This is a genomic window from Janthinobacterium sp. GW823-FHT03B06 (assembly GCF_058796955.1).
On record NZ_JBXAJE010000015.1, the window covers coordinates 1 to 23,168 of the forward strand.

General features: G+C 62.8%; 27 protein-coding genes. 19 read left to right on the forward strand and 8 right to left on the reverse strand.

Features of this window, described 5'->3' with window-relative positions; genetic code table 11:
* Positions 1-129: 129 nt before the first annotated feature.
* The 4 genes from AC1RBA_RS27540 to AC1RBA_RS27555 form a co-directional block, all read right to left on the reverse strand.
* Positions 130-474, reverse strand: a complete 345-nt coding sequence (locus tag AC1RBA_RS27540) for a DUF1840 domain-containing protein (protein WP_070224486.1) — start codon at positions 472-474, stop codon at positions 130-132.
* Positions 475-654: 180 nt separating this feature from the next.
* On the reverse strand, positions 655-1,200 hold the full coding sequence (locus tag AC1RBA_RS27545; RefSeq protein ID WP_492420558.1) for a hypothetical protein: 546 nt from the start codon (positions 1,198-1,200) through the stop codon (positions 655-657).
* 64 nt (positions 1,201-1,264) lie between these two features.
* Complete coding sequence (locus AC1RBA_RS27550) at positions 1,265-2,785, reverse strand: YifB family Mg chelatase-like AAA ATPase (RefSeq protein ID WP_492420560.1); 1,521 nt, start codon at positions 2,783-2,785, stop codon at positions 1,265-1,267.
* A gap of 119 nt (positions 2,786-2,904) precedes the next feature.
* Positions 2,905-3,159, reverse strand: a complete 255-nt coding sequence (locus AC1RBA_RS27555; protein WP_070289926.1) for an accessory factor UbiK family protein — start codon at positions 3,157-3,159, stop codon at positions 2,905-2,907.
* Positions 3,160-3,429: 270 nt separating this feature from the next.
* Between AC1RBA_RS27555 and AC1RBA_RS27560 the strand changes: the two genes are divergently transcribed.
* The 13 genes from AC1RBA_RS27560 (at position 3,430) to AC1RBA_RS27620 (ending at position 16,215) form a co-directional block, all read left to right on the forward strand.
* Positions 3,430-4,197, forward strand: a complete 768-nt coding sequence (locus AC1RBA_RS27560) for a TorF family putative porin (protein ID WP_230506402.1) — start codon at positions 3,430-3,432, stop codon at positions 4,195-4,197.
* 11 nt (positions 4,198-4,208) lie between these two features.
* Positions 4,209-4,547, forward strand: a complete 339-nt coding sequence (locus AC1RBA_RS27565; protein WP_010393464.1) for a P-II family nitrogen regulator — start codon at positions 4,209-4,211, stop codon at positions 4,545-4,547.
* Between the two features lie 11 nt (positions 4,548-4,558).
* A complete protein-coding gene (locus AC1RBA_RS27570; protein WP_492420562.1) occupies positions 4,559-6,097 on the forward strand; it encodes an ammonium transporter in 1,539 nt (512 codons plus the stop codon).
* A gap of 203 nt (positions 6,098-6,300) precedes the next feature.
* Positions 6,301-7,599 (forward strand): glutamate--cysteine ligase, encoded by a 1,299-nt coding sequence (gene gshA, locus AC1RBA_RS27575; RefSeq protein WP_070222828.1) that lies wholly within the window; start codon positions 6,301-6,303, stop codon positions 7,597-7,599.
* 97 nt (positions 7,600-7,696) lie between these two features.
* Positions 7,697-8,653 (forward strand): glutathione synthase, encoded by a 957-nt coding sequence (gshB, locus tag AC1RBA_RS27580; RefSeq protein ID WP_070289932.1) that lies wholly within the window; start codon positions 7,697-7,699, stop codon positions 8,651-8,653.
* A 12-nt stretch (positions 8,654-8,665) separates the two neighbouring features.
* Complete coding sequence (locus AC1RBA_RS27585; RefSeq protein WP_035824452.1) at positions 8,666-9,070, forward strand: PTS sugar transporter subunit IIA; 405 nt, start codon at positions 8,666-8,668, stop codon at positions 9,068-9,070.
* A gap of 92 nt (positions 9,071-9,162) precedes the next feature.
* Positions 9,163-9,432: an HPr family phosphocarrier protein gene (locus AC1RBA_RS27590; protein ID WP_492420572.1), complete on the forward strand. Its 270-nt coding sequence runs from the start codon at positions 9,163-9,165 to the stop codon at positions 9,430-9,432.
* Between the two features lie 44 nt (positions 9,433-9,476).
* A complete protein-coding gene (ptsP, locus tag AC1RBA_RS27595) occupies positions 9,477-11,219 on the forward strand; it encodes a phosphoenolpyruvate--protein phosphotransferase (RefSeq protein ID WP_492403552.1) in 1,743 nt (580 codons plus the stop codon).
* A 133-nt stretch (positions 11,220-11,352) separates the two neighbouring features.
* A complete protein-coding gene (metX, locus tag AC1RBA_RS27600) occupies positions 11,353-12,552 on the forward strand; it encodes a homoserine O-succinyltransferase MetX (protein ID WP_071650235.1) in 1,200 nt (399 codons plus the stop codon).
* Complete coding sequence (gene metW, locus AC1RBA_RS27605) at positions 12,549-13,160, forward strand: methionine biosynthesis protein MetW (protein WP_070222822.1); 612 nt, start codon at positions 12,549-12,551, stop codon at positions 13,158-13,160. The genes metX and metW overlap by 4 nt, the downstream gene beginning before the upstream one ends.
* The gene (locus AC1RBA_RS27610; RefSeq protein WP_070222820.1) at positions 13,160-14,419 is read left to right on the forward strand and encodes an AmpG family muropeptide MFS transporter; all 1,260 of its coding nucleotides are present in this window, start codon (positions 13,160-13,162) and stop codon (positions 14,417-14,419) included. The genes metW and AC1RBA_RS27610 overlap by 1 nt, the downstream gene beginning before the upstream one ends.
* Positions 14,400-15,302: a M48 family metallopeptidase gene (locus AC1RBA_RS27615; protein ID WP_230506400.1), complete on the forward strand. Its 903-nt coding sequence runs from the start codon at positions 14,400-14,402 to the stop codon at positions 15,300-15,302. The genes AC1RBA_RS27610 and AC1RBA_RS27615 overlap by 20 nt, the downstream gene beginning before the upstream one ends.
* A gap of 1 nt (position 15,303) precedes the next feature.
* A complete protein-coding gene (locus tag AC1RBA_RS27620) occupies positions 15,304-16,215 on the forward strand; it encodes a pseudouridine synthase (RefSeq protein WP_492420565.1) in 912 nt (303 codons plus the stop codon).
* A 134-nt stretch (positions 16,216-16,349) separates the two neighbouring features.
* On the opposite strand, the gene AC1RBA_RS27625 is transcribed toward AC1RBA_RS27620, so the two are convergent.
* Positions 16,350-17,126 (reverse strand): exodeoxyribonuclease III, encoded by a 777-nt coding sequence (locus AC1RBA_RS27625; RefSeq protein WP_070222814.1) that lies wholly within the window; start codon positions 17,124-17,126, stop codon positions 16,350-16,352.
* A 109-nt stretch (positions 17,127-17,235) separates the two neighbouring features.
* Between AC1RBA_RS27625 and pyrE the strand changes: the two genes are divergently transcribed.
* Positions 17,236-17,898 (forward strand): orotate phosphoribosyltransferase, encoded by a 663-nt coding sequence (gene pyrE / locus AC1RBA_RS27630; protein ID WP_070222812.1) that lies wholly within the window; start codon positions 17,236-17,238, stop codon positions 17,896-17,898.
* On the opposite strand, the gene AC1RBA_RS27635 is transcribed toward pyrE, so the two are convergent.
* Both AC1RBA_RS27635 and AC1RBA_RS27640 read right to left on the reverse strand, forming a co-directional pair.
* Positions 17,895-18,137, reverse strand: coding sequence for a GNAT family N-acetyltransferase (locus AC1RBA_RS27635; RefSeq protein ID WP_230506398.1), 243 nt, complete (start codon positions 18,135-18,137; stop codon positions 17,895-17,897). The two genes, pyrE and AC1RBA_RS27635, sit on opposite strands and share 4 nt — an antisense overlap.
* The gene (locus tag AC1RBA_RS27640; protein WP_492420567.1) at positions 18,137-18,880 is read right to left on the reverse strand and encodes a sulfite exporter TauE/SafE family protein; all 744 of its coding nucleotides are present in this window, start codon (positions 18,878-18,880) and stop codon (positions 18,137-18,139) included. Before AC1RBA_RS27640 ends, AC1RBA_RS27635 begins: the two co-directional genes overlap by 1 nt.
* Positions 18,881-19,005: 125 nt before the next feature.
* Here AC1RBA_RS27640 and AC1RBA_RS27645 point away from each other — a divergent pair, with 125 nt between their 5' ends.
* The 5 genes from AC1RBA_RS27645 to AC1RBA_RS27665 all read left to right on the forward strand — a co-directional run bounded on the left by AC1RBA_RS27645 (position 19,006) and on the right by AC1RBA_RS27665 (position 21,933).
* Positions 19,006-19,899, forward strand: a complete 894-nt coding sequence (locus AC1RBA_RS27645) for a LysR family transcriptional regulator (protein ID WP_070222806.1) — start codon at positions 19,006-19,008, stop codon at positions 19,897-19,899.
* Positions 19,900-19,920: 21 nt separating this feature from the next.
* On the forward strand, positions 19,921-20,787 hold the full coding sequence (locus AC1RBA_RS27650) for an alpha/beta fold hydrolase (RefSeq protein ID WP_070289944.1): 867 nt from the start codon (positions 19,921-19,923) through the stop codon (positions 20,785-20,787).
* A 95-nt stretch (positions 20,788-20,882) separates the two neighbouring features.
* A complete protein-coding gene (locus AC1RBA_RS27655) occupies positions 20,883-21,074 on the forward strand; it encodes a YqaE/Pmp3 family membrane protein (RefSeq protein WP_070222801.1) in 192 nt (63 codons plus the stop codon).
* 65 nt (positions 21,075-21,139) lie between these two features.
* Positions 21,140-21,604, forward strand: a complete 465-nt coding sequence (locus tag AC1RBA_RS27660) for a carboxypeptidase regulatory-like domain-containing protein (protein ID WP_409027288.1) — start codon at positions 21,140-21,142, stop codon at positions 21,602-21,604.
* Complete coding sequence (locus AC1RBA_RS27665) at positions 21,604-21,933, forward strand: hypothetical protein (protein ID WP_070222878.1); 330 nt, start codon at positions 21,604-21,606, stop codon at positions 21,931-21,933. Before AC1RBA_RS27660 ends, AC1RBA_RS27665 begins: the two co-directional genes overlap by 1 nt.
* Positions 21,934-21,954: 21 nt before the next feature.
* Here the strand turns inward: AC1RBA_RS27665 and AC1RBA_RS27670 are convergent, their stop codons facing one another.
* Positions 21,955-22,992: an oxidoreductase gene (locus tag AC1RBA_RS27670; protein ID WP_492420570.1), complete on the reverse strand. Its 1,038-nt coding sequence runs from the start codon at positions 22,990-22,992 to the stop codon at positions 21,955-21,957.
* Positions 22,993-23,168 lie beyond the last annotated feature (176 nt).

Consider the following 23,168-nt stretch of genomic DNA (forward strand, 5'->3'; position numbering starts at 1 on the left):
CAGGACCGTGAAACAACTTTGCGCCGATGATAGTGCTGCAACCAGTGTGAAAGTAGGTTATCGTCAGGCTTGTTATATAAAAAAACCCCGCATCAGCGGGGTTTTTTTTCGTCTGCAGCATTCATCGGACTAGATGCCCCAGGTGATGCTTTCATTTTCCGCCTTGGCCGAGCGCAGCATCTCCATCAAGGGATAGGCGCGCTGCGAGAAATGCACTTTTTGCGCGCGCGCATGGGCGCCCGTTTCACCATCTTCCAGCGTTTCCGGCGTATGCGCATCGTGTTCGACGTCATTTTCCGGATGTAGTTTGCTTTCCGCGACTTCTTTTTCCAGCAGGGCCAGGGCATCGCCCGCTTCGGCTGGCGTGATGACGCCGCGTGTGGGGTTCTTGTGCAGGATGTCGAGGATGCGCTGGGCATGTTCCTGGTACATCAGCACTTCAGGGGAGGATTTGGATTTGAATGAGATCAACATAAGCGCTTTCTGAAACTTGTTGTTAGTGTCGAAACAATATCACGACTTGAAATGTCGCACAGGCCGTCCGATTGCCCGGATTGCACATTTGCAAGCCGGATAGGGCCATCTGTTGGACAACGCACGCATTTACAAGAGCTTGCTTGCGGTGAAAACACCCGTTTAAGCGATCGTTAAGTCTCAATCCAGTTTCACCGAGTCCATGAAAGTGTCGATGGTGTCACGCGACAGCTTGCTTTCTTCACCGAGGATGATGATCTGGAAAATCCGTTTATCCTGCGCCACAAAACGGCCGACCAGCAAGACCGGCTTGCCTTGCTGCGTGCCTTTGGCCTCGATGCTGAGCGAACTGCGCTGGTGTGTCCCGGCCGCCGTGCTGCTGGCCGTCGATGCCGATTTTTCGCTGCGCACGGTGCCGTTAATATTTTTTAACAGGGCAGTCTGCATGGCGGGCAGGGCCGCTTGCGCCTGTTCTGCGCTGTCGAGCACGGCGCTGCCGATGGCGAAGGTATTGCCATCGACCTCGCTGGCCGTCATGGTCAGGCTGATTTTCTTGCCATCGAGATCGATCTCGCGCGTCAGCACGTCCGGTTTGCCTGGAAACAAGGCCGTGAACTGGGCGTCGGGGCTGCGGTAGTCGCGCCAGTCGAACTTCGGACTGCAGGCCGACAAGATGCCGGCGGCCGCGAGCGTAGCCAGAAAGAGGGCAAGTGATGGTTTTTTCATCAGCAGATGGTAGCAGCGCCGCCAGTCGCGCGCAATCGTGCACGTGTGGCACTTACGGGCCGCCTTATATTTCACGCAGCACGCGCCGGTACTGGATCGCTTCGGCGACGTGCGGCTGTGTGATGCCGGGGCTAGCCTCCAGGTCCGCGATGCTGCGCGCCACGCGCAGTACGCGGTGGTAGGTACGCGCCGACCAGTGCAATCGCGCCATGGCGCCGTGCAGCAGCTGTTCGCCATGCGCTTCCAGGCGACAATGCTGTTCGATTTCCGTGCTGCTCAGGCGCTGATTCGCCTTTCCCTGGCGTGCCAGCTGCAGGGCAAAGGCTGCCGCTACCCGCGTGGCGATGGCTTGCGTGCTTTCTCCGGCACCGGCGTGCCGGCCCAGCGCCGTCGGCGCCATGGCGGCTACTTCAATCTGCAGGTCGATACGGTCGAGCAGCGGGCCGGACAGGCGGCTGTGATAACGGAGCACGGCGTCCGGCGTGCAGCGGCAACGTCCCGAAGCGTGGCCCAGATAGCCGCACGGGCAGGGATTCATGGCGGCGATCAGCTGGAAGCGGGCGGGAAACTCGGCCTGACGGGCCGCGCGTGAAATGTTGATCACGCCCGATTCCATGGGCTGGCGCAGCACATCGAGCACCCGGCGCTGGAATTCGGCGATTTCATCGAGAAACAGCACGCCGCAGTGCGCGAGCGAGATTTCTCCGGGGCGCGGCACGTTGCCGCCGCCCACCAGGGCCACGCCGGACGCCGTCTGGTGCGGGGCACGATAGGGGCGGCGTTTCCAGTGTTCCACCTTGAAGTGGCCGCCCAGCGAATGCACGGCGGCCGATTCCAGCGCCTCTTCGTCGCTCATGGGCGGCAGCACGCCGGGAAAACGGCTGGCCAGCATGGTCTTGCCCGCGCCCGGCGGCCCGACCATCAGGACGTTATGGCCGCCCGCGGCCGCCACTTCCAGCGCCCGCCGCGCCTGCTGCTGCCCTTGCACATCGGCAAAGTCGGGATACGGAAAGACGTGCGCTGCCAGCATGGGCTGATGGCGTTGCAGGGAGGTCTGGCTGCCGTGCGTGGCAAAATGCGCGCAGACTTCGAGCAGGCTGTGGGCGGGATAGATGCAGGCATCGCTGACGAGCGCCGCCTCGTCCGCATTCGCCTGCGGCAGGATGAAGGCGCGTGGCGCACCCGCAGGGCTGCGCTGCATGGCAAAGGTCATGGCCAGGGCGCCGCGGATGGGCCGCAACTGGCCAGAGAGCGACAGTTCGCCCGCGAATTCGTAGTGATGTAATTGGTCGCCCGGCAACTGGCCCGAGGCGGCCAGGATACCCAAGGCAATAGGCAGGTCGAAGCGCCCCGATTCCTTGGGCAAGTCTGCCGGCGCCAGGTTGGCCGTGATGCGCCGCGCCGGCATCTCAAAGCCGCAGTTTTGCAGCGCGGCACGGACGCGGTCGCGCGATTCCTTCACTTCCGTATCCGGCAGGCCGACTATCGTAAACGAAGGCAAACCGTTGGCAAGGTGGACTTCGACACTTACCTCGGGCGCTTCCATGCCGGCCAGGGCGCGGCTTTTCAGGACGGCCAGACTCATCAAACTCCCCTGTGGCGCGGGCGCGGGCAGTCTCAGTCTAGCGCGTGAAACGCCGTCAGGCTTGAGCTATGCCAGCAAGGCCGTCAATAACGTGGTCTGGCTGGCGTCACCTTACAACCTTACACCTTGGCCTTGGGCTCGTTCAGACGCGTTTCCAGTTCGATCAGGCGCAATTCCAGTGCGTCGAGCTTGGCGCGGGTCTTGGCCAGCACTTGCGCCTGAATATCGAATTCCTCGCGCGTGACGAGATCGAGGCGGGCGAAGCCCTGGGTCATCATCGATTTCACGTTTTTCTCGATATCCTTGGCCGGCGAGTTCTCGATGGCCTGGTGGATCTTGCCTTGCAAGTCGTTAAAGAAGGTATTCATGTCCATGTTCAGTCCTTTTATGGTGCGGCATGTGCATCGCACCATTGCGGTGCACAGCGGTGTTAATCTGGTGCGAAAATAGGCAAATCCACAACGCTTCAGCAGCGTATTTCCGCATGCCCAGCGGCTTGCACGGTATGTATGGCCGGAAACGCACCTGTCAAGGTGGCAAGAGAGCTGGCACGTATTCTGCTAAAGAAGGTATGAACGCTTTGTGATCTCCAGCCAAGATTTTAAACCTCAACCGCTTTAAAAGTTCAATAAAAGGGAATCGCCATGAAGAATCTGTCCAAGAACATGACTTTAGCTGCAGCGTTGACGCTGGCCATGACCGCCTTGTGCGGCAGCGCCATGGCCCAGGATGCAGTGGCGGCGCCTGCTGCGGCCGAAGCCGTACCTGATAACGTGGTGAGCTACAACGTGGCGCTGACCAGCGACTACCGCTACCGTGGCGTGTCGCAAAGCCGTCTCGACCCTGCCATCAGCGGCGGCGCCGACTATACCCACAATCCGACGGGTTTGTACGTGGGGACCTGGCTGTCGAGCATCAAATGGATCAAAGACGGCGGCGGCGATACCAACCTGGAATGGGATATCTACGGCGGCAAACGTGGCGAGATCAGCAACGATTTCACCTACGATGTGGGCGGCCTGTACTACTTCTATCCCTCGAATGGGCTGAGCACCAACGCGAACACCTTCGAACTGTACGGCCAGCTCGGCTATGGCCCGGCCTACATCAAGTACTCGCATTCGACCAGTAATCTGTTCGGCGTGCCTGACAGCAAGAACAGCGGCTACCTCGATGTGGGTGCCAACGTCGATGTGCACGATGGCTACATGCTGAACCTGCATGCCGGACGCCAGAAGGTCGCGCACAACGATTCCCTCAGCTATAACGATTACAAGATCGGCGTGACCAAGGATTTCGGCGTGGTGACCGTGGCTCTGGCCGCCGTCAAGGCCAACATCACGTCGCTGGCACCGAATGGCAAGAATCTGGCGAAATCCGGTCTCGTGCTGACCGTATCCAAAACCTTTTAAGCGAGACTGCCATGAAAATGATTACTGCAATCATTAAACCGTTCAAACTGGACGAAGTACGCGAAGCCTTGTCGGCTATCAATGTGCAAGGCATTACCGTCACCGAAGTCAAAGGTTTCGGCCGCCAGAAAGGCCATACGGAACTCTACCGTGGCGCCGAGTATGTCGTTGATTTTTTGCCAAAAACCAAGATTGAAGCAGCCGTCGATGACGCCATTGTCGACCAGGCCATCGAAGCGATCGAAGGCGCCGCGCGTACCGGTAAAATCGGCGACGGCAAGATTTTCGTCTACAACCTGGAACAAGTCATCCGCATCCGTACCGGTGAAACCGGCAACGAAGCGCTCTAAGGGGAATATTGATGCGTAAAAATATAACAAAATTGCTCGCTGGGTTTGCCTGTCTGTGTGCGTTTGGCGTCGCCGCGCCGAGCTTTGCCGATGCCCCCGCCAAGACGGAGGCGGCCACGACCACGGCCGTCGCCGCTCCCGCCGTCACGCCCGTGCCTGAAGCCGCAGCACCGGCTGCTGCTGCGCCGGCCGCTGCCGCTGCAGCGCCAGCCGCCGCACCCGTCGCCAACAAGGGCGATACCAGCTTCATGATGATTTCCACCTTGCTGGTGATCTTGATGACCATCCCCGGCCTGGCCCTGTTCTACGGCGGCCTGGTGCGCTCGAAGAACATGCTGTCGGTGCTGATGCAAGTGTTCATGGTGTTCGCGCTGGTCATCGTGCTGTGGTGTATTTACGGTTACTCGGTCGCCTTCACGGAAAAAACCGCCTTCTTCGGTGGCTTCGACCGCCTGTTCCTGAACGGTATCTGGGATCCGGCCAAGGGCACGTTTGCCGCCGCCGCCACCTTCAGCAAGGGTGTCGTCATTCCCGAGTTCGTCTTCGTCGCCTTCCAGGGCACGTTTGCCGCCATCACCTGCGCACTGATCGTCGGCGCCTTTGCCGAGCGCGCCAAGTTTGCCGCCGTGCTGGCCTTCGTCGTGCTGTGGTTCACGTTCGCCTACCTGCCGGCCGCCCACATGGTGTGGTTCTGGACCGGTCCTGACCTGATCACCAATGCCGCCACCTCGGCCAGCGAAGCCCTGAAAGCGGGCTGGATCTGGCAAAAAGGCGCGCTGGACTTCGCCGGCGGCACCGTGGTGCACATCAATGCCGCCGTCGCCGGCCTGGTGGGCGCGATCATGATCGGCAAGCGCGTCGGCTACGGCCGCGAATCGATGGCGCCGCACTCGCTGACGATGACCATGATCGGCGCCTCGCTGCTGTGGGTGGGCTGGTTCGGTTTCAATGCCGGTTCCTCGCTGGAAGCGGGCGACGTGGCGGCTCTGGCCTTCGTCAACACCTTGCTGGCCACTGCCGCCGCCACCCTGTCGTGGGTATTTGGCGAGTGGATCAGCAAAGGCAAGCCATCCATGCTCGGTGGCGCGTCCGGCGCCGTGGCCGGCCTGGTGGCGATCACCCCGGCGGCCGGCTTTGTCGGCCCGATGGGCGGCCTGGTCATCGGCCTGCTGGCCGGTATCGTCTGCCTGTGGGGCGTGAATGGCCTGAAACGCCTGATCGGCGCCGACGATTCGCTCGACGTGTTCGGCGTGCATGGCGTGGGCGGTATCCTCGGTGCCTTGCTGACGGGCGTGTTTGCTGCACCACAATTGGGCGGCCAGGGCATCTTCGACTATGTCACCAACAAGATGTCGGCCGATCCGTATTCGATCGGTCATCAGGTGTGGGTGCAGGCGCAAGCGGTCGGCACCACCATCCTGTGGTCGGCCGTCGTCTCCGTCGTCGCCTATAAACTGGTCGACATCGTCATCGGCTTGCGCGTACCGGAAGAAGAAGAGCGCGAAGGCCTCGACATCACCAGCCATGGCGAGCAAGCGTATCATGGTTAAATAACAAGGATCTGGCATGCCAGCGCCCCGGCGCGGCATGTCCGGCCAGAAAGGCGCCTCATTGAGGTGCCTTTTTTTCGTTGTGGGAATGGAAAAGGTCTTTAAAACAAGGGTTTTGCCCCGATTTGGGGTACTTACACGGTAATATAGTCGGCAGTTCTGTGTGCTTTTTTGAATACTGCACATAATTTAAGGATGTAACTATGGTTCCCCATCTCGTCACGGCCCTGACCGGACCGCTGCTCGACCTCGAAAAAAAGATTCTGGCCGCGACGCCGGCCATTGAGCGCTGGTTTCGCATGGAGTGGCAAGAACACACGCCGCCCTTCTATTGCTCGGTAGACTTGCGTAACGCCGGCTACAAACTGGCGCCCGTCGATACCAATCTGTTCCCTGGCGGTTTCCATAACCTGGCCACGGAAATGCTGCCCCTGTCCGTGCAGGCCGCCATGGCTGCCATCGACAAGTATTGCCCGGACGCCCGCAACCTGCTGATCGTGCCGGAATTGCACAACACCACGCCGCAATACCTGCAGAACGTGGCGCGCCTGATGCAAATCTTCCGCCAGACGGGACTGCACGTGCGCTTCGGTTCGTGGTCGCCCGAGATCACCCAGCCGACACCCTTGGCGTTGCCGGATGGCAACATGCTCGTCATCGAGCCCCTCGTGCGCCTGAACAACGGTCGCCGCCTGGGCTTGAAGGATTTCGACCCGTGCACGATTCTGCTGAATAACGACTTGTCGGACGGCATCCCCGATATCTTGCAAAATATTCATGAACAAAGCTTGCTGCCGCCCTTGCACGCGGGCTGGGCTTTGCGCCGCAAGAGCAACCACTACACGGCCTACGATGAAGTGGTGAAAAAATTCGGCAAGATGATCGATGTCGACCCGTGGATGCTCAATCCCTTCCACGCCAAGTGCAGCGACGTCAATTTCCAGGAAGGCGAGGGCGAAGACGCGCTGGCCGCCAGCGTCGATGTGCTGCTGGCCAAGATCCGCAAGAAATACAAGGAATACGGCATCAAGGAAAAGCCCTTCGTCATCGTCAAGCCCGATGCGGGCACGTATGGCACGGGCATCATGACGGTGCGTGACGCCAGCGAAGTGCGCGACCTGTCGCGCAAGCAGCGCGACAAGATGTCCATCGTCAAGGATGGCAAGGTCGTCACCGACGTCATCATCCAGGAAGGCGTGCCCACGTTTGAAAGCATCAAGGATGCCGTGGCCGAACCCGTCGTCTACATGATCGACCGCTATGTGGTGGGCGGTTTCTACCGCGTGCACGCGGAAAAGGGCGTCGACCAGAATCTGAACGCCCCAGGCTCGCAGTACGTGCCGCTGGCGTTTGCCCAGCAGCATGCCGTGCCGGACTTGAAGGCCAAGCCGGGCACGGCCGCGCCGAACCGCTTCTATGTGTATGGCGTGGTGGCGCGCCTGGCCTTGCTGGCCGCGTCGCTGGAAATGGAGCGCACGGACCCGAATCCCGAGGTGTATTGATCGCTCCCTGCAGCTTGCCGGGCGCGGTGACTACCGCACCTGGCGATCTCGGCTAGAATCAAGCATTCCTTATCCAGGCTCCCCGATTGGACGCACCATGAAAATTGCATTCCTTGCCGACCCGCTGGCAGGCTTCAAGACTTACAAAGATTCCACCTTCGCCATGATGCGCGAGGCGGCCAAGCGCGGCCACGCCGTGTACGCGTTCGAACAGAAGGACATGGCGCTGGAAGAGGGCATCGTCACGGCACGGGTAAAACACATCGCGCTGACGGGCGACGAACACGACTGGTACAAGGTCGTCTCGACCGAGGAAGTGCGCCTGTCGGCCCTGGACGCCATCATCGAGCGCAAGGACCCGCCGTTCGACATGGAATACGTGTACGGCACGTATTTGCTGGAACTGGCGGAAAAGCAGGGCGCGCACGTCTTCAACAAGCCGTCCGCCATCCGCGACAACAATGAAAAGCTGGCCATTGCCCAGTTTTCCGAATTCACGTCGCCGACCCTGGTGACGTCGGATGAAGCGCGCCTGCGCGCCTTCCACGCCAAGCACCAGGACGTCATCTTCAAGCCGCTCGACGGCATGGGCGGCACGGGCATCTTCCGCGTCAAGGCCGATGGCCTGAACCTGGGCGCCATCATCGAGACCTTGAGCGAGAACGGCGCGCAGACCATCATGGCGCAGCGTTTCATCGCCGACATCGTCAAGGGCGACAAGCGCATCCTCGTCATCGGCGGCAAGCCGGTGCCGTTTTCGCTGGCGCGCATCCCGCAGGCGGGCGAAGTGCGGGGCAACCTGGCCGCCGGCGGCACGGGCGTGGCGCAACCATTGACGGCGCGCGACCTGGAAATCGCAGAAAAGCTGGGCCCGATCCTGGCCGCGCGTGGCCTGATGCTGGTAGGATTGGACGTGATCGGCGACTATCTGACGGAAGTCAATGTCACCAGCCCGACCTGCTTCCAGGAAATCATGCAGCAGACGGGTTTTGACGTGGCTGCCATGTTTGTCGACGCCGTCGAGCATGGCGTTGCGCAAGCGCAGCAGCGCTAGAGGGTATTGACTATGGTAGGGATTTTGCTCATGACACATGCACCGCTGGGACAGGCTTTCATCGCTGCCTGCGCGCATGTGTTTCGCGGTCCAACGGAGCGGTTTGAAGCCATCGACGTCGTCGCCGACCAGGACCTGGCGGAAGTGCAAAAGCTGGCGTCGGACGCCATCTGCCGCCTCGACGACGGTTCCGGCGTGCTGGTGATTACCGACGTGAAGGGCGGCACGCCGTCGAACTGCTGCAACAAGCTGGCCGATGCGGGCAGGGTGGAAGTCATCGCCGGCATCAGCCTGCCGATGCTGCTGCGCGCCATCACGTATCGCCGCGACACGCTCGACGTGGTGGTGGAGATGGCGCTGGCCGGCGCGCAAAGCGGCGCCGTGCGCGTCGATAACCGCATTCGCGTGGGCGAGTAAGGAAGTACATGGCCGCCGCCCTGAAGGCGGCGGGTTTTATAGGCCAAGATTGTCATCAGCGTAGTGCATTCAGGGATAGAGACCATACAAAAATGATTCAAAGAGAACTCGAAATCATCAACAAGCTGGGACTGCACGCACGCGCCTCCGCCAAATTTACCCAGCTCGCCGCCAAGTTCAAGAGCGACGTCTGGCTGACCCGCAACGCGCGCCGCATCAACGCCAAGTCCATCATGGGCGTGATGATGCTGGCCGCCGGCAAGGGCGCGAAAGTGACCCTGGAAGCCGAGGGCGATGATGAGCAGGCATGTGTCGATGCGCTCACCACCCTGATTAATGACAGGTTTGGCGAAGGCGAGTAATGCCCGCCGAACGCAGCCGCAGCCGCATTCCGACAGGTCAACCCATGGCATCTTTCACGCTCCACGGCATCCCGGTTTCCCGCGGCATCGCCATCGGCCGCGCACATCTGCTGGCGCCGGCCGCCCTTGACGTCAAACATTACCTGGTCGCCCAGGAACAGATCGAAGCCGAAGTCCAGCGCCTGCAAAGCGCCATCGCCACCGTCCACAAGGAACTGCAGACCCTGTGGAACGAGCTGCCCAAGGATGCGCCCACGGAGCTGGGCGCGTTCATCGACGTGCATGCGCTGATCCTCTCCGACCCGATGATTTCCGAAGCGCCGCTCGACATCATCCGCAAGCGCCATTACAACGCCGAATGGGCGCTGTTGACGCAGATCGATGAGTTGTCGGCGCAGTTTGATGAAATCGAAGACCCGTACCTGCGCGAGCGCAAGGCCGACATCCAGCAGGTGGCCGAACGCGTATTGAAGGTCTTGCTGGGCACGGAGCAGCTGCTGCCCAAGGCCGCGGCCGAAGACGAATTGATGGCGCAGATGATCGTCGTCGCGCACGACATCTCGCCGGCCGACATGCTGCAGTTCCGCGACCGCTCCTTCATCGGTTTCATTACCGACGTGGGCGGGCAGAACTCGCACACGGCCATCGTCGCGCGCAGCCTCGACATCCCGGCCGCCGTCGGCATGTCGCAGGCGTCGATGCTGATCGACCAGGATGACTGGCTGATCATCGACGGCGACGCCGGCGTCGTCATCGCCAACCCCAGCGCGCTGGTGCTGGAACAGTACCGCGAGCGCCAGGTGGCCATGCAGCGCGCGCGCAAGAAGCTGGGCAAGCTGAAAAAGACGCCGGCCGTCACCAAATGCGGCACGCCCGTCACCCTGCTGGCGAATATCGAGTTGCCCGAGGATTGCGCGTTTGCGCTGGAGTCGGGCGCCAGCGGCGTGGGGCTGTTCCGTTCCGAATTCCTGTTCATGGGCCGCGCCCACAAGATTCCCACCGAGGACGAGCAGTTCGAGGCTTACCGCAACACGGTGCAGTCGATGAAGGGAAAAGTCGTCACCATTCGCACGCTCGACATCGGCGCCGACAAGCCGCTCGACCAGTCCGACCATACGGCATTGAATCCCGCCCTGGGCCTGCGCGCCATCCGTTACTGCCTGGCCGAGCCGCAGCTGTTCCTGACGCAGCTGCGGGCCATCCTGCGCGCCTCCGCCTTCGGCAAGGTGCGCATCCTGATTCCCATGCTCGCGCATGCGTTCGAGATCGACCAGTCGCTGGCCATGATCGCGCAGGCAAAGGCCAGCCTGCGCGAGGAGGGCATCAAGTTCGACGACGAGGTCGAAGTGGGCGCCATGATCGAGATTCCGGCCGCCGCGCTGGCCCTGCCCATGTTCGTCAAGCGCATGGATTTCCTGTCGATCGGCACGAACGATCTGATCCAGTACACCCTGGCCATCGACCGGGTCGATTACGAAGTGGCGCATTTGTACAATCCGCTGCACCCGGCCGTGCTGCAGCTGATCTCGATGACGATCGCGGCCGGCCACAAGGCGGGCATCGACGTGGCCGTGTGCGGCGAGATGGCGGGCGACGTGAAGCTCACGCGCTTGCTGCTGGGCATGGGCTTGCGCGAGTTTTCCATGCATCCGGCGCAGCTGTTAGCGGTCAAGCAAGAGATCCTCAACAGCGACCTGGGCCTGATTGCGCCACAAATGCGCAAAATTATGCGTTCGATGGAACCAAATGTGATCGCGGAAGCCGTCCAGCAACTGCAGCTCATGTAAACTGTCACCTTAAGCATCAGGACACATCGCGCGCGGCAAGAGGTGTCCTGATGTTAAAGTTGCAGCACCTATCATCGCGGTGCTGCATCGACCATGGCCCGTGGGGCCGCCCCCCTTTTATAAACCGACACACATGTCATCCATTGGAATCGTTTCGCCGCAAACCATGTATTTTGCGCAACCCCTGCAGCTGCAAAGCGGCGCATCGCTGCGGGACTATATGTTGATGTATGAAACCTACGGCACCCTGAACGCCGACAAATCGAACGCGGTGCTGGTCTGCCACGCCCTGAACGCCTCGCACCACGTGGCCGGCGTCTATGCGGACGAGCCGAAAAGCACGGGCTGGTGGGACAATATGGTCGGCCCCGGCAAGCCGCTCGACACGGACAAGTTCTTCGTCATCGGCGTCAACAACCTCGGCTCCTGCTTCGGCTCGACGGGCCCCATGCACACCAATCCCGCCACCGGCAAGCCGTATGGCGCCAGCTTCCCCGTCGTGACGGTGGAAGACTGGGTCAGCGCCCAGGCGCGCCTGGCCGATGAACTGGGCATCACCCAGTTCGCCGCCGTGATGGGCGGATCGCTGGGCGGCATGCAGGCGCTGGCGTGGAGCATCATGTTCCCCGAGCGGCTGCGCCACTGCGTGGTGATCGCCTCGACGGCCAAGCTGTCGGCGCAAAACATCGCCTTCAATGACGTGGCGCGCCAGGCCATCCTGTCCGACCCCGATTACCATGGCGGCGACTTCTATGCGCACGGCGTGGTGCCGAAGAACGGCTTGCGCGTGGCGCGCATGGTGGGCCACATCACGTATCTGTCGAATGACGACATGGCCGAGAAATTCGGCCGCAAGCTGCGCGACGCGGCGCAGACGGGCGACTACAAATTCGGCTTCGGCATCGACTTCGAGATCGAATCGTATCTGCGCTACCAGGGAGACAAGTTCTCCGAGTACTTCGACGCGAACACGTATTTATTGATCACCAAGGCGCTCGACTATTTCGATCCGGCGCGCGCGCATGGCGGCGACCTGGCCAAAGCCCTGTCGGGTACCAAGGCCAGGTTCTTCCTCGCCTCGTTTTCCACCGACTGGCGCTTCTCGCCAGAACGCAGCCGCGAGATCGTCGAAGCGCTCGTATGCAACCGCCGCCAGGTCACGTATGCCGAAATCGACGCGCCGCACGGCCACGACGCCTTCCTGCTGGAAGATGCGCGCTACATGAACATGGTGCGCGCCTATTATGGCCAGGTTTGGAACGACATCGGGGCGGGCTTGCCCGCTCCTGCACCGCACACCGCCGTCCGCCAGGGCGCCAAGGAGACCGCATGACTTTTGACGAATTGAGCGCGCTGCGCCCCGACCTGGCCTTCATCGCCCATTGGGTGCCGAACAACGCGCATGTGCTGGACGTGGGTTGCGGCGAAGGCGTGATGCTGCAGTATCTGCAAAGCGACAAGGAGTGCAGCGGCTATGGCATCGAGATCGCCGACGACAAGGTGCTGGCCAGCACCCTGCGCGGCGTGAACGTGATTCAGCAGGACATGGAAAAGGGCCTGGCCATCTTTGGCGACAACAGTTTCGATACGGTGCTGTGCCTGTCGTCCTTGCAGATGATGAAGCAGGTCGAGCCGCTGCTGCGCGACATCGTGCGCGTGGGCGCCGAGGCTATCGTCTCGTTCCCCAACTTCGCCTACTGGCCGCACCGCGTGGCCTTGCTGAAAGGCCGCATGCCCGTGTCGAAGTCGCTGCCCTACCAATGGTACGACACGCCCAACGTGCGCTGCGCCACCATCAACGACTTCCGCGAACTGGCCGAGGAATGCGGCCTGGAAGTGATCGAATGCGTAGCCCTGGCCGAAGGCAAGATGGTTTCCGTGCTGCCGAACCTGCGTGGCGACCTGGCCGTCTTCCGCCTGCGTAAAAAAGCGGTGCATTGATGAGCACAAGCCCGGCGCCCGGCTGGCGTTCCTATGCCAATGGCCGCATGCTGGCCGTGCTGGTGCTGGGCTTCAGTTCCGGCCTGCCCCTGTTCATCCTGCTGTACCTGCTGCAGGCATGGCTGGCCAAGTCGGGCTTGAACGTCAAGGCGCTGGGGCTGTTCGCGCTGGTGCAGTTCCCGTACATCTGGAAATTCCTGTGGGCGCCCCTGATGGACCGCTACCGCATCCTGGGACTGGGACGCCGGCGCGGCTGGATGGCGCTCACGCAAGTGGCGCTGTTCTTTTCCATCGGCGCCATGGGCATGCTCGATCCGCTCACGCAGATCGGCCTGATCGCGGCCGCCGCCGGCGGCGTGGCCTTTCTGTCGGCCAGCCAGGACATCGTCATCGACGCCTACCGGCGTGAAATCCTTGCCGACAACGAGCAGGGCCTGGGCGCGGCCGTCATCGTCAATGCGTACAAGGTGGCGGGCATGGTGCCGGGCGCGCTGTCGCTGATCCTGGCCGACCGCATGCCTTGGCAGCCTGTCTTCTGGATCACGGCAGCCTTCATGCTGCCTGGTCTCGTGTGCACCCTGCTGATCAGGGAGCCGACCGTGTACGGCTCGCCGCCAAAGACCATGCGCGAAGCGATCATCCTGCCGTTCCAGGAGTTCATCGCACGCGATGGTTGGCGTAACGCAATGTGGATACTCGCCTTCGTATTACTCTACAAAATCGGCGACAGCATGGCCACGGCGCTGGCGACGAAGTTCTATCTGGACCTGGGTTTTTCCATGACGCAGATCGGCCTGGCCGCCAACACCACGGGTTTCTGGGCCAGCCTGGCCGGTGGCGTGGTGGGCGGCGTGTGGATGCTCAAGCTGGGCATCAACCGGGGCCTGTGGGTGTTTGGCGCGCTGCAGGCGATCGCGATTCTGGGTTTCGCCTGGCTGGCGCAGGTGGGGCCGAATACCATGCTGCTCAGCGCCGTGATCGGTTTTGAAGCTTTCGCCAGCCTGGGCCTGGGCGCGGCTGCCTTTGTCGCATTCCTGTCGCGCACCACGGACCCGCGCTATACGGCCACGCAATATGCCTTGTTTTCCAGCCTGAGCGCCGTGCCGCGCACCCTGATCAATGCCTCGGTGGGCTTTCTGGTCGCCGAGCTGGGCTGGTTCTCGTTTTTCATCGTGTGCTTCTTCCTGGCCTTTCCGGCCATGATGATGCTGCCTAAAATTGCTCCATGGAGGTCTGCCAATGGCACCAATATCCCTTAAACGTTACGCCATCCTGGCCAGCCTGTGCGCGGCCACCGCGCTGGCGCCCCTGTCCGCCCATGCCCAGCAGGCGACGGTCCAGGACGGCATCAAGGTGCGTCCCCTGTCGACGTCGCGCATCTTTGCCGGCGGTGCCGATTTCAATGCACAGTCGAAGCAGCAATATGCGCAGCTGGTCAACGAGGCGAAGGAAAAAAATGCGCTGGTGCCCGACAGCGACCCGCAAGTGAAACGCCTGCGCGCCATCGCCCAGCGCATCATCCCGTTCGCCACGCGCTGGAACGAGGCGGCGGCCGACTGGAACTGGCAGGTCAACCTGCTCAATTCCGACCAGGTCAATGCGTTTTGCATGCCGGGCGGGCAGATTGCTTTTTACAGTGGCATCATCACCAAGCTCAATCTGACCGACGACGAAGTGGCCATCGTCATGGGCCATGAAATCTCGCACGCCTTGCGCGAACACTCGCAGGCGCAGGCAGGCAAGGGCAACCTGGCCGCCGTCGGCGCCAAGCTGGCCGGCGCCGGACTGTCGGCCTGGCTCGGCGTCGATCCGAGCATCACCAGCACCGCCACGAATATGGCGGCGCAGGGCGTGATGCTGAAGTTTTCGCGCGACGATGAACGCGAAGCGGACCTGATCGGCATGGACCTGGCCGCGCGCGCCGGTTTCGACCCGCGCGCCGGTGTCATCCTGTGGCAGAAAATGGCGGCAGTGAGCAAGGGCGCACCGCCGGAGTTCCTCTCGACGCACCCGTCGGGCAAGGACCGCATCTCGCAGATGAACAGCCACATGGCGCAAGTGCTGCCCCTGTACGCGCGCAGCAAGGGCGTCAGCGTGGACGCCTTGCCGCCATACCGCAGCACCGCCATCGCGCAGCGCTAGGATGACCAAGCGTCACGCCGCCGCACCTTTGCCCATGCGCGACGGCGTGGCGGCCAGCTACCTGTGGCTGCCGGAAGGGCAGTGGCCGGACATGCTGTCCTTTCTGGTCGAGCGCTATCCGCAGATCAGCGCCGCGCAATGGCGGGACCGCATGGCGCGCGGCGAAGTGGTCGATGGCGACGGCGCCGTGCTGGCGCCCGGCAGCGCATACAGGCGCGGCATGCGCATTTTTTACTACCGCGAGCTGGAGCGGGAAACGCCGATTCCCTTCCAGGAAGAGATCCTGTTCCAGGACGAGCATCTGATCGTGGTCGACAAGCCGCATTTCCTGCCCATGACGCCGGGCGGGCGCTTCGTGCAGGAGACCTTGCTGACGCGCCTGAAGAAACGGCTCGATAGCGCCGACCTCACGCCGATCCACCGCCTCGACCGCGAGACGGCCGGCGTGGTGATTTTTTCACGCCAGATCGCCAGCCGGGGCGCCTATCAGTCGCTGTTCCAGCGCCGCGAAGTGCGCAAGACGTACGAGGCGCTGGCGCCCGTGCTGGCGGGACGCGATTTCCCATTCACCTACCACAGCCGCATGGTCGAGGGCGCGCAGTTTTTCCTCATGCGCGAGGAAGCGGGCGAGCCGAACTCGGAAACCGTCATCGACGTGATCGAAGAGCGCGGCGGCGTGAATCTGTACCGGCTGCAGCCGCATACGGGGCGCAAGCACCAGCTGCGCGTGCACCTGGCCTCGCTGGGCATCCCCATCGTCAACGATGCGTTTTACCCGGTGGCCCTGCCGTGCAAGGAAGACGACATGTCGCAGCCCTTGCAGCTGCTGGCGCGGGCCATCGATTTCACGGACCCTTTGAGCGGCGAGCCGCGCCATTTCGAAAGCCGGCGCGTGCTGGCGTGGCATGCTTAATCCGCCACCATCACTGACGTGCCAACAATGCTGTCGGATTACGGTCCTGCGGACCTAACCCGACCTACAGCAGATTCAGCGTAGGTCGGGTTAGCGCGCAGCGCGTAAGCCGACACCACCACGGACGTATCAGATCAGCCCTTGACCGTGTAATCGATGATCAAGGGTGCATGGTCGGAAAACCGCTCGTCCTTGTAGACGCTGACCGTATGCGCCTGGGCTGCGATGCCGGGCGTGGCGACGTGGTAATCGATGCGCCAGCCCACGTTCTTCGCGTAGGCTTGTCCGCGGTTGCTCCACCACGTGTACTGGTCTTCGCGCTTGTCCAGGCCGCGGTGCACGTCGACAAAGCCCACTTCGTCGAAGACGCGCGTCAGCCACGCACGCTCTTCCGGCAGGAAGCCGGAATTCTTTTTGTTGCCCTTCCAGTTCTTCAGGTCGATTTCGTGGTGGGCGATGTTCCAGTCGCCGCAGATGACCACTTCGCGTCCCAGCGCCTTCAATTCGAGCAAATGCGGCAGGAACAGTTCCATGAAACGGAACTTGGCTTCCTGGCGTTCCGGCCCGGACGAACCGGAGGGGCAGTACACGGAAATGACGGACAGGTTGCCAAAATCACAGCGCACGTAGCGGCCTTCGGCATCGAATTCGGGGCTGCCGAAACCGATATGCACGGCGTCCGGCTCCACCTTGCTGTACACGCCCGTGCCGGAGTAGCCCTTTTTCTCGGCATAGTGGAAATGGCCATGGTAGCCGTGCGGGTTGAGGAATTCCGGCGTCATGTCGGGCAGCTGCGCCTTCAATTCCTGTACGCAGATGAAATCGGCCGTCTGCGTGCCCATCCAGTTGAAAAAGCCTTTTTTGGCGGCGGAACGGATGCCGTTCAGGTTGGCGGAGATAATTTTTGGCATAGAGTGAGAATGAAAAGGGCGCTGGACGGGGCCGGCGGGCGCGGCATGGCGATTGTCTCGCCGCTGCGCGCGGATTAAAATACAGGCACTTTTAAAAAATGAGGCTAATGTGAATAATTTACGCCAGCAGTTTATCGCGTTTTCAGTATCCAAGGGAGTCTTGCGGTTTGGCGAGTTCACCACCAAGGCCGGGCGATCATCGCCGTACTTCTTCAATGCGGGCCTGTTCCATGACGGCGCCACCCTGGCCGAACTGGCGCAGTTCTACGCGCAGACCCTGCTCGACTCGGGCGTGGAATTCGACATGCTGTTCGGCCCCGCCTACAAGGGCATCACCCTGGCGTCGGCCACCGCCGTGGCGCTGGCCGGCAAGGGCCGCAACACCTCGTTCGCCTTCAACCGCAAGGAAGCCAAGGACCATGGCGAAGGCGGCACCATCGTCGGCGCCAAGCTGCATGGCAAGGTTGTCATCATTGACGATGTGATCTCGGCCGGCACTTCGGTGCGCGAATCGGTGGACATGATCCGCGCCGCCGGCGCCGAGCCATGCGCCGTGCTGATCGCCCTGGACCGCATGGAGCGTTCGGGCCCGGACGGCCAACTGTCGCCAAGTTCGGCGGTGCAGGAAGTGTCGAAACAGTACGGCATTCCCGTCATCTCGATCGGCAACCTGGACGACTTGTTCGGCTACCTGAACGGCGCGGGCGCCGATCCGGAACTGCTCCAATACAAGGATGCCGTTTCCGCGTACCGCACGCGCTACGGTATTTAAGTCGTCTTTTCCAGCAGCGCCCGCAGCCGCGGGTCGCTGCAGGCGGCGCCAGCTTGCGGATGGCATTGCAGCAGCCGCTGCAGCAGCGCGCCGCCGATGCCGCGCCGGCGGAACGGCGGTTTCACGAACAGCATGTTCACCGTCACTTCATCGGCGTCCCTGCTGATATCGAGCATGGCCACCTGCTGGCCGTCGATCCACGCGCACAGCGCGCTGTCCCCTTGCCAGTCTATCCGCATCACGCCAGCCATGGTTTGACCGCCGCATGCAGGCCCAGGGCGAACAGGCCGATAAAAAAGTAGCGCTTGAATATCTGCTGCGCGATGCGCCCGCGCAGCCATTGACCGGCCAGCATGCCGGCCAGCGCCGGCAGCAGCGCATACGCGGATGCGCCGGCCGCGCCGAGGCTGAAGTCGCCGTGCAGGGCCAGGCTGGCCGCCAGCGCCACGGTCGATGCCGTAAAGGCCAGGCCCAGCGCCTGCACCAGCGCATCGCGCGCCAGCCCCAGTCCCTGCAGATACGGCACGGCGGGGATCACGAACACGCCCGTGGCGGCCGTCACCAGTCCCGTCACGGCGCCTGCCACGGGGTTCAGCCAGGCTTCGTGCCGCGCCGGCACGCGCAGCTGCAGCGAGAACAGGCCCGCCAGCGCATACAGCATCAGCGCCACGCCCAGCGCGACGACGGCCCAGGCGCCGCTGTCGGCCGGCAGCAGGGCGCCGCCCGCCACGGTAGCGGCCATGACGGCCGCCAGCATGGGCCACAGGCGGTGCAGCAGCGCGCGCAGGCCGGGGCCGGCCGCCAGTTGCCAGATATTCGTCACCATCGACGGCACGATCAACAGGGCCGCCGCCTGCACGGGCGGCATGACGAGGCTGAGCGTGCCCATGGCCACCGTCGGCAAGCCCAATCCGACTACGCCCTTGACGAAGCCAGCGACGAGGAAGCTGGCGCCGACGGCCAGCAGAAATGACGTCTCCATTTTTTCTGTTCCACAGTAAATTGCGTGAATTCTGCGCGTGCTGGGCGGTTTCGCCAAGGTGGATTATTTTGAGTCAGCCTCGGTAAAATACGAAGGCTGGTAAGATGGTGAAAAGGAGAGCCGTCATGCGCTTTGATCTGGTCGATTTGCAGCTGTTCGTCAACGTGGTGGAAGCGGGCAGCCTGACGGCGGGCGCCGCGCGCAGCCACCTGGCGCTGGCGTCAAGCAGCGCGCGCGTGCGCGGCATGGAAGAGATGCTGGGCATGCCCTTGCTGCTGCGGGGCCGGCGCGGCGTGGAGCCGACGCCCGTGGGCCAGACCTTGCTGCATCACGCGCGCCTCGTCTTGCTGCAAATGGAGAAAATGCGTGGCGAGCTCGGCGAGTTTGCGCGCGGCTTGAAAGGGCAGTTGCGCCTGCTGTGCAATACGGCCGCGCTCAGCGAATTTTTGCCCGAGGCGCTAGGCGCTTTTCTCGACCGCCATCCGAACCTGACCATCGACCTGGAAGAGCGCCTCAGTTACGATATCGTCAAGGCCGTCTCGGAAGGGCTGGCCGACATGGGCATCGTGTCCGACTCGGTCGACATGCGCGGCTTGCAGACGTTTCTGTTCCGCCCCGACCGGCTGGTGGTGATCGCCGCGGCCGACGGCGTGCATCACCGCGCCCTGGGCCAGGATGGCGTCGTCGCGTTCTCCACGCTGCTGGATCACGATTTCATCGGCCTGGCCGACGACAGCGCGATGCAGCAGTATCTGGGCATGCATGCGGCACGCCTGGGCCGCCCCTTGAAGGTGCGCGTGCGCCTGCGCAGCTTCGATGCCGTGTGCCGCATGGTGGCCAGCGGCGTGGGCATCAGCGTGGTGCCGCTGGCGGCGGCCAGCCGCTGCCAGCAGACGATGGCGCTGCGCTGCCTGGAATTATCCGATCCCTGGTCGGTACGCAATCTGACGATCTGCGTGCGCCAGTTCAGTGAATTACCCCTGTATGCGCGCCAGTTGATCGATCATCTGAAGGCGTGACAGGGCATGACAGGAGCAGCGATGCGTTTTTCAGAAGACAAGATGGCCAGCCTGCTGTGCAGCGACCGGGTCGAGCGGCCCATCCACATCTGGCAGCCGGAGCATCCCCGCGCCGTGATCCTGGCCATCCACGGCGGCATGGCGCATGCGGGCGACTACGTCACGCCGGCGCTATACTTCCGCCAGCACGGCATCGCCACCGTCAGCTTCGACATGGTGGGCCACGATGGCAAGCGCAAGGTGGACATCCCCTCGTTCGACGCCTTCCTTGACGACGAAGAGCTGTTCCTCGCCTGGGTCAAGCAGGCGTATCCGGGCGTGCCGATCTTCGTCATGGGCCACTCCATGGGCGGCCTGATCGCCACCCACCTGGGGCTGCGCCGCTTTGCGGGCGATCCGGCCATCAAGGGATTTGTGATTTCATCGCCGTATTACGTGAATGCGATTCCCGTGCCGAAGGTGCTGCAGATGCTGTCTGGCTGGCTGGCGCGGCGCTTCCCCACGATGAAGGTGCCGCTGGGTAACCTGACCATGCTGCTCACGCATGACCAGACCATCACCGCGCGCCATTTCCAGGACGAGCGCGACGGCATACGCGCCAGTGCGGCGTCGGTGCGGTTTGCCCATGCGCTGACGTCGGCGCAAAAGGAACTGGCGGGCGGCCTGTCGGACTGGCGCTTCCCCCTGTTCGCCGCGGTGGCGGGCGACGACAAGCTGGCCGACAGCCGCGCCACGGAAAGCCTGCTGCGCAGCGTGCCCGATGGCTTGCTCGACTATCATTTTTATCCGGCCAATTATCACGAGAATTTCAATGAAGTGAACCGCGAAGCGATCTTTGCCGCCATCCTGGCCTGGATGGAGAAACTGCTGGCACCCGTGCAGGCTTGACGGCCGGGTATCGTTATAATCGGCTTGACTGCATTTACCGCCGGCGCATGCCGGCCCGGTCCCCGCGGCACAGGGGAATACTCAAGGAACGAACGATGCGCTTGCTGATTGCCCTGTTACTCCCATGGCTGACCTTTTTCACGATCGGCCGTCCGATCGCCGGCATCATTTGCCTGATCCTGCAAATCACCTTGATCGGCTGGCTGCCGGCCACGATCTGGGCCGTATATGCGCTGAGCCAGTACAAGACGGACCAGAAGATCGCCGACGCCATGCGCCGGCGTTGATGTAGGGCTAAGGCCTGTTTAAGCTGCGCTTCCTATCTTGATTCAACCGACATGAGGAGAGTGAGATGGCATCAAACAGACGCGGTACCCTGGGCCTGGCGGCGGCGATGCTGGCCGCCGGGCTGTTGCTGGGAAGTGCGGCGCAGGCGCAAACCGACGGTGCACTGCCGCCCGTGCAGAAAAGCGGGGCGGTGGAATACCTGAGCGGCGGCATCGGCCTCGATGAGTCGACGGCCATCAAGAGCGCCAGCCGACATTGGCCCTTGAGTCTCGTGTTTTCCGTGCAGGCGGCGGGCAAGGCGGAATTTGCCTCCGACGTGAAGCTGGAAATACGCGATGCCAAGGGCGCTCCGGTGCTCGATACGACGGCCAGCGGACCGTTCCTGCTGGCGAAACTGCCGCCAGGCAGCTACAGCCTGCGCGCCACCCTGGCCGGCAAGTCGCTGGAGCGCAAGGTGCAGATCAAGGCGGGCAGTTCCGCGCGCGTGGAGCTGGTCTGGCCAGCGGGAACGAACCAGGGCCGGCCTTGATGTCTGGTGACGGCAAGGCGCCCGAACGGGACTTGCCGGCGCGGGGCTTGTCGGCGCATATCCTGCCCACGTCGGCGACGATGGTCGGCGTGTGCATGACGGTGCTGTCGATCGGGCATCTGGCGCCGCGCGGCGACATGCGCGTGGTCATCGACAAGCTGCTCGCCGTCGATGCCATCGTCTTTCTCGTCAGCGCAGTGCTCTCGTTCATGTCGCTGCGCCCCGGCCAGTCGCGCTTGCGCTACGAATCGTGGGGCGAACTGCTGTTCATCTGCGGCCTGGCCCTGCTGGCGCTGGGCGCCGTGGTGCTGGCCTTCGTCATCAACTGACCGCGATCAGCTGACATCGAATCAGCTGACCGCGAGCACGCGCCCTTCGGCAGCGCTTTGCAAGGCCAGTTCGATCAGGCGTATCGTCGCTGCCGCATCCTCGGCCGCCACCGGCGCCGGTGCGCCGTGGCGGATGGCGTCGGCCATGCCCTGGTAAAAGTCCTGGTAGCGGCCCGCCTGCATTTCGAGGTGTTCGCAATGGCCGTCCGGCTGCGTGCCCAGGTGCAGCGCGCCGCGCACGGGGTCCACGCCCCAGCCGGGCTGGCCCGGCCTGCCGCCCGCCTTCAGCGCGTCTTCCTGCGGATCGAGGCCGAATTTCACGAAACTGCCCTTGTCGCCATGCACGGCGAAGCGCGCCGTCGGCGCCTTCACCAGGCAACCCGCTTGCAGCACCACGCGCAGCCGGTCGTAATACAAAACGATGTGCATGTAGTCGACGGCTTGCGCGCCATCGCGCTGCAGGACGATATCGGCGTAGAGTTTTTCCGGCTTGCCGAACAGCTGCATGGCCTGGTCCAGCATGTGCGGACCCAGGTCGTACAGCAAGCCGCCGCCCGGCGCGCCGGATTCGCGCCAGCGCTGGCGGATCTCGGGGCGGAAACGGTCGAAGTGCGATTCGACGCTGGCGATGCGCCCCAGCGTGCCTTGCGCCAGCAGCGCTTTCAAGGTCAGGAAGTCGCCATCCCAGCGCCGGTTGTGATACACGCTGAGCACCAGCTGGCGCTCTTTCGCCAGCGCGATCAGGCTCTGCGCCTCGGTGCTGGAAATGGTGAAGGGCTTGTCGACCACCACGTGTTTGCCCGCTTGCAGGGCCGCTTGCGCCAGGCTGAAATGCGCCTCGTTGGGGGCGGCGATGACGACCAGCTCGATGGACGGATCGGCAAACAGCTGCGCGGGTTCCGCATACACGGTGGCGTGCGGCCAATCCTTGTGCACGAGCTCGGGCTTGCTGGAGGCGACGGCCGCCAGTTCCAGGGCATCGATGGCGGACAGGACGGGAGCGTGGAAGGTGGAGCCGGCAAAGCCGTAGCCGACCAGGCCGGTTTTGATCTTGTTCATGGCGGATTCACAGGTGCGTGGAAGAATCCATGATCATACCCGCAAGCGGGCGGCGGCACCGCTGCAGCAATGCTGCCACGATGCCGCCGCGCATGCTTTAGAGCCTATCCCAGTAGGGAGCGTCTTTTGCAAGCAGCACATCAGGAGCGCGGACAAGGCGCGAGGAGGACGCGTGG

Coding starts and splice junctions, on each gene's coding strand:
- AC1RBA_RS27545 (WP_492420558.1), bottom strand. CDS start 1,200: ATGAAAAAACCATCACTTGCCCTCTTTCTGGCTACGCTCGCGGCCGCC.
- AC1RBA_RS27670 (WP_492420570.1), bottom strand. CDS start 22,992: ATGAACAAGATCAAAACCGGCCTGGTCGGCTACGGCTTTGCCGGCTCC.
- AC1RBA_RS27625 (WP_070222814.1), bottom strand. CDS start 17,126: ATGCCAAAAATTATCTCCGCCAACCTGAACGGCATCCGTTCCGCCGCC.
- AC1RBA_RS27620 (WP_492420565.1), top strand. CDS start 15,304: ATGACCAAGCGTCACGCCGCCGCACCTTTGCCCATGCGCGACGGCGTG.
- AC1RBA_RS27640 (WP_492420567.1), bottom strand. CDS start 18,880: ATGGAGACGTCATTTCTGCTGGCCGTCGGCGCCAGCTTCCTCGTCGCT.
- gshA (WP_070222828.1), top strand. CDS start 6,301: ATGGTTCCCCATCTCGTCACGGCCCTGACCGGACCGCTGCTCGACCTC.
- AC1RBA_RS27665 (WP_070222878.1), top strand. CDS start 21,604: ATGTCTGGTGACGGCAAGGCGCCCGAACGGGACTTGCCGGCGCGGGGC.
- AC1RBA_RS27660 (WP_409027288.1), top strand. CDS start 21,140: ATGGCATCAAACAGACGCGGTACCCTGGGCCTGGCGGCGGCGATGCTG.
- AC1RBA_RS27645 (WP_070222806.1), top strand. CDS start 19,006: ATGCGCTTTGATCTGGTCGATTTGCAGCTGTTCGTCAACGTGGTGGAA.
- AC1RBA_RS27650 (WP_070289944.1), top strand. CDS start 19,921: ATGCGTTTTTCAGAAGACAAGATGGCCAGCCTGCTGTGCAGCGACCGG.
- AC1RBA_RS27555 (WP_070289926.1), bottom strand. CDS start 3,159: ATGGACATGAATACCTTCTTTAACGACTTGCAAGGCAAGATCCACCAG.
- AC1RBA_RS27565 (WP_010393464.1), top strand. CDS start 4,209: ATGAAAATGATTACTGCAATCATTAAACCGTTCAAACTGGACGAAGTA.
- gshB (WP_070289932.1), top strand. CDS start 7,697: ATGAAAATTGCATTCCTTGCCGACCCGCTGGCAGGCTTCAAGACTTAC.
- AC1RBA_RS27655 (WP_070222801.1), top strand. CDS start 20,883: ATGCGCTTGCTGATTGCCCTGTTACTCCCATGGCTGACCTTTTTCACG.
- AC1RBA_RS27560 (WP_230506402.1), top strand. CDS start 3,430: ATGAAGAATCTGTCCAAGAACATGACTTTAGCTGCAGCGTTGACGCTG.
- metX (WP_071650235.1), top strand. CDS start 11,353: ATGTCATCCATTGGAATCGTTTCGCCGCAAACCATGTATTTTGCGCAA.
- AC1RBA_RS27590 (WP_492420572.1), top strand. CDS start 9,163: ATGATTCAAAGAGAACTCGAAATCATCAACAAGCTGGGACTGCACGCA.
- AC1RBA_RS27615 (WP_230506400.1), top strand. CDS start 14,400: ATGGCACCAATATCCCTTAAACGTTACGCCATCCTGGCCAGCCTGTGC.
- AC1RBA_RS27550 (WP_492420560.1), bottom strand. CDS start 2,785: ATGAGTCTGGCCGTCCTGAAAAGCCGCGCCCTGGCCGGCATGGAAGCG.
- AC1RBA_RS27570 (WP_492420562.1), top strand. CDS start 4,559: ATGCGTAAAAATATAACAAAATTGCTCGCTGGGTTTGCCTGTCTGTGT.
- AC1RBA_RS27635 (WP_230506398.1), bottom strand. CDS start 18,137: ATGCGGATAGACTGGCAAGGGGACAGCGCGCTGTGCGCGTGGATCGAC.
- AC1RBA_RS27585 (WP_035824452.1), top strand. CDS start 8,666: ATGGTAGGGATTTTGCTCATGACACATGCACCGCTGGGACAGGCTTTC.
- metW (WP_070222822.1), top strand. CDS start 12,549: ATGACTTTTGACGAATTGAGCGCGCTGCGCCCCGACCTGGCCTTCATC.
- AC1RBA_RS27610 (WP_070222820.1), top strand. CDS start 13,160: ATGAGCACAAGCCCGGCGCCCGGCTGGCGTTCCTATGCCAATGGCCGC.
- AC1RBA_RS27540 (WP_070224486.1), bottom strand. CDS start 474: ATGTTGATCTCATTCAAATCCAAATCCTCCCCTGAAGTGCTGATGTAC.
- ptsP (WP_492403552.1), top strand. CDS start 9,477: ATGGCATCTTTCACGCTCCACGGCATCCCGGTTTCCCGCGGCATCGCC.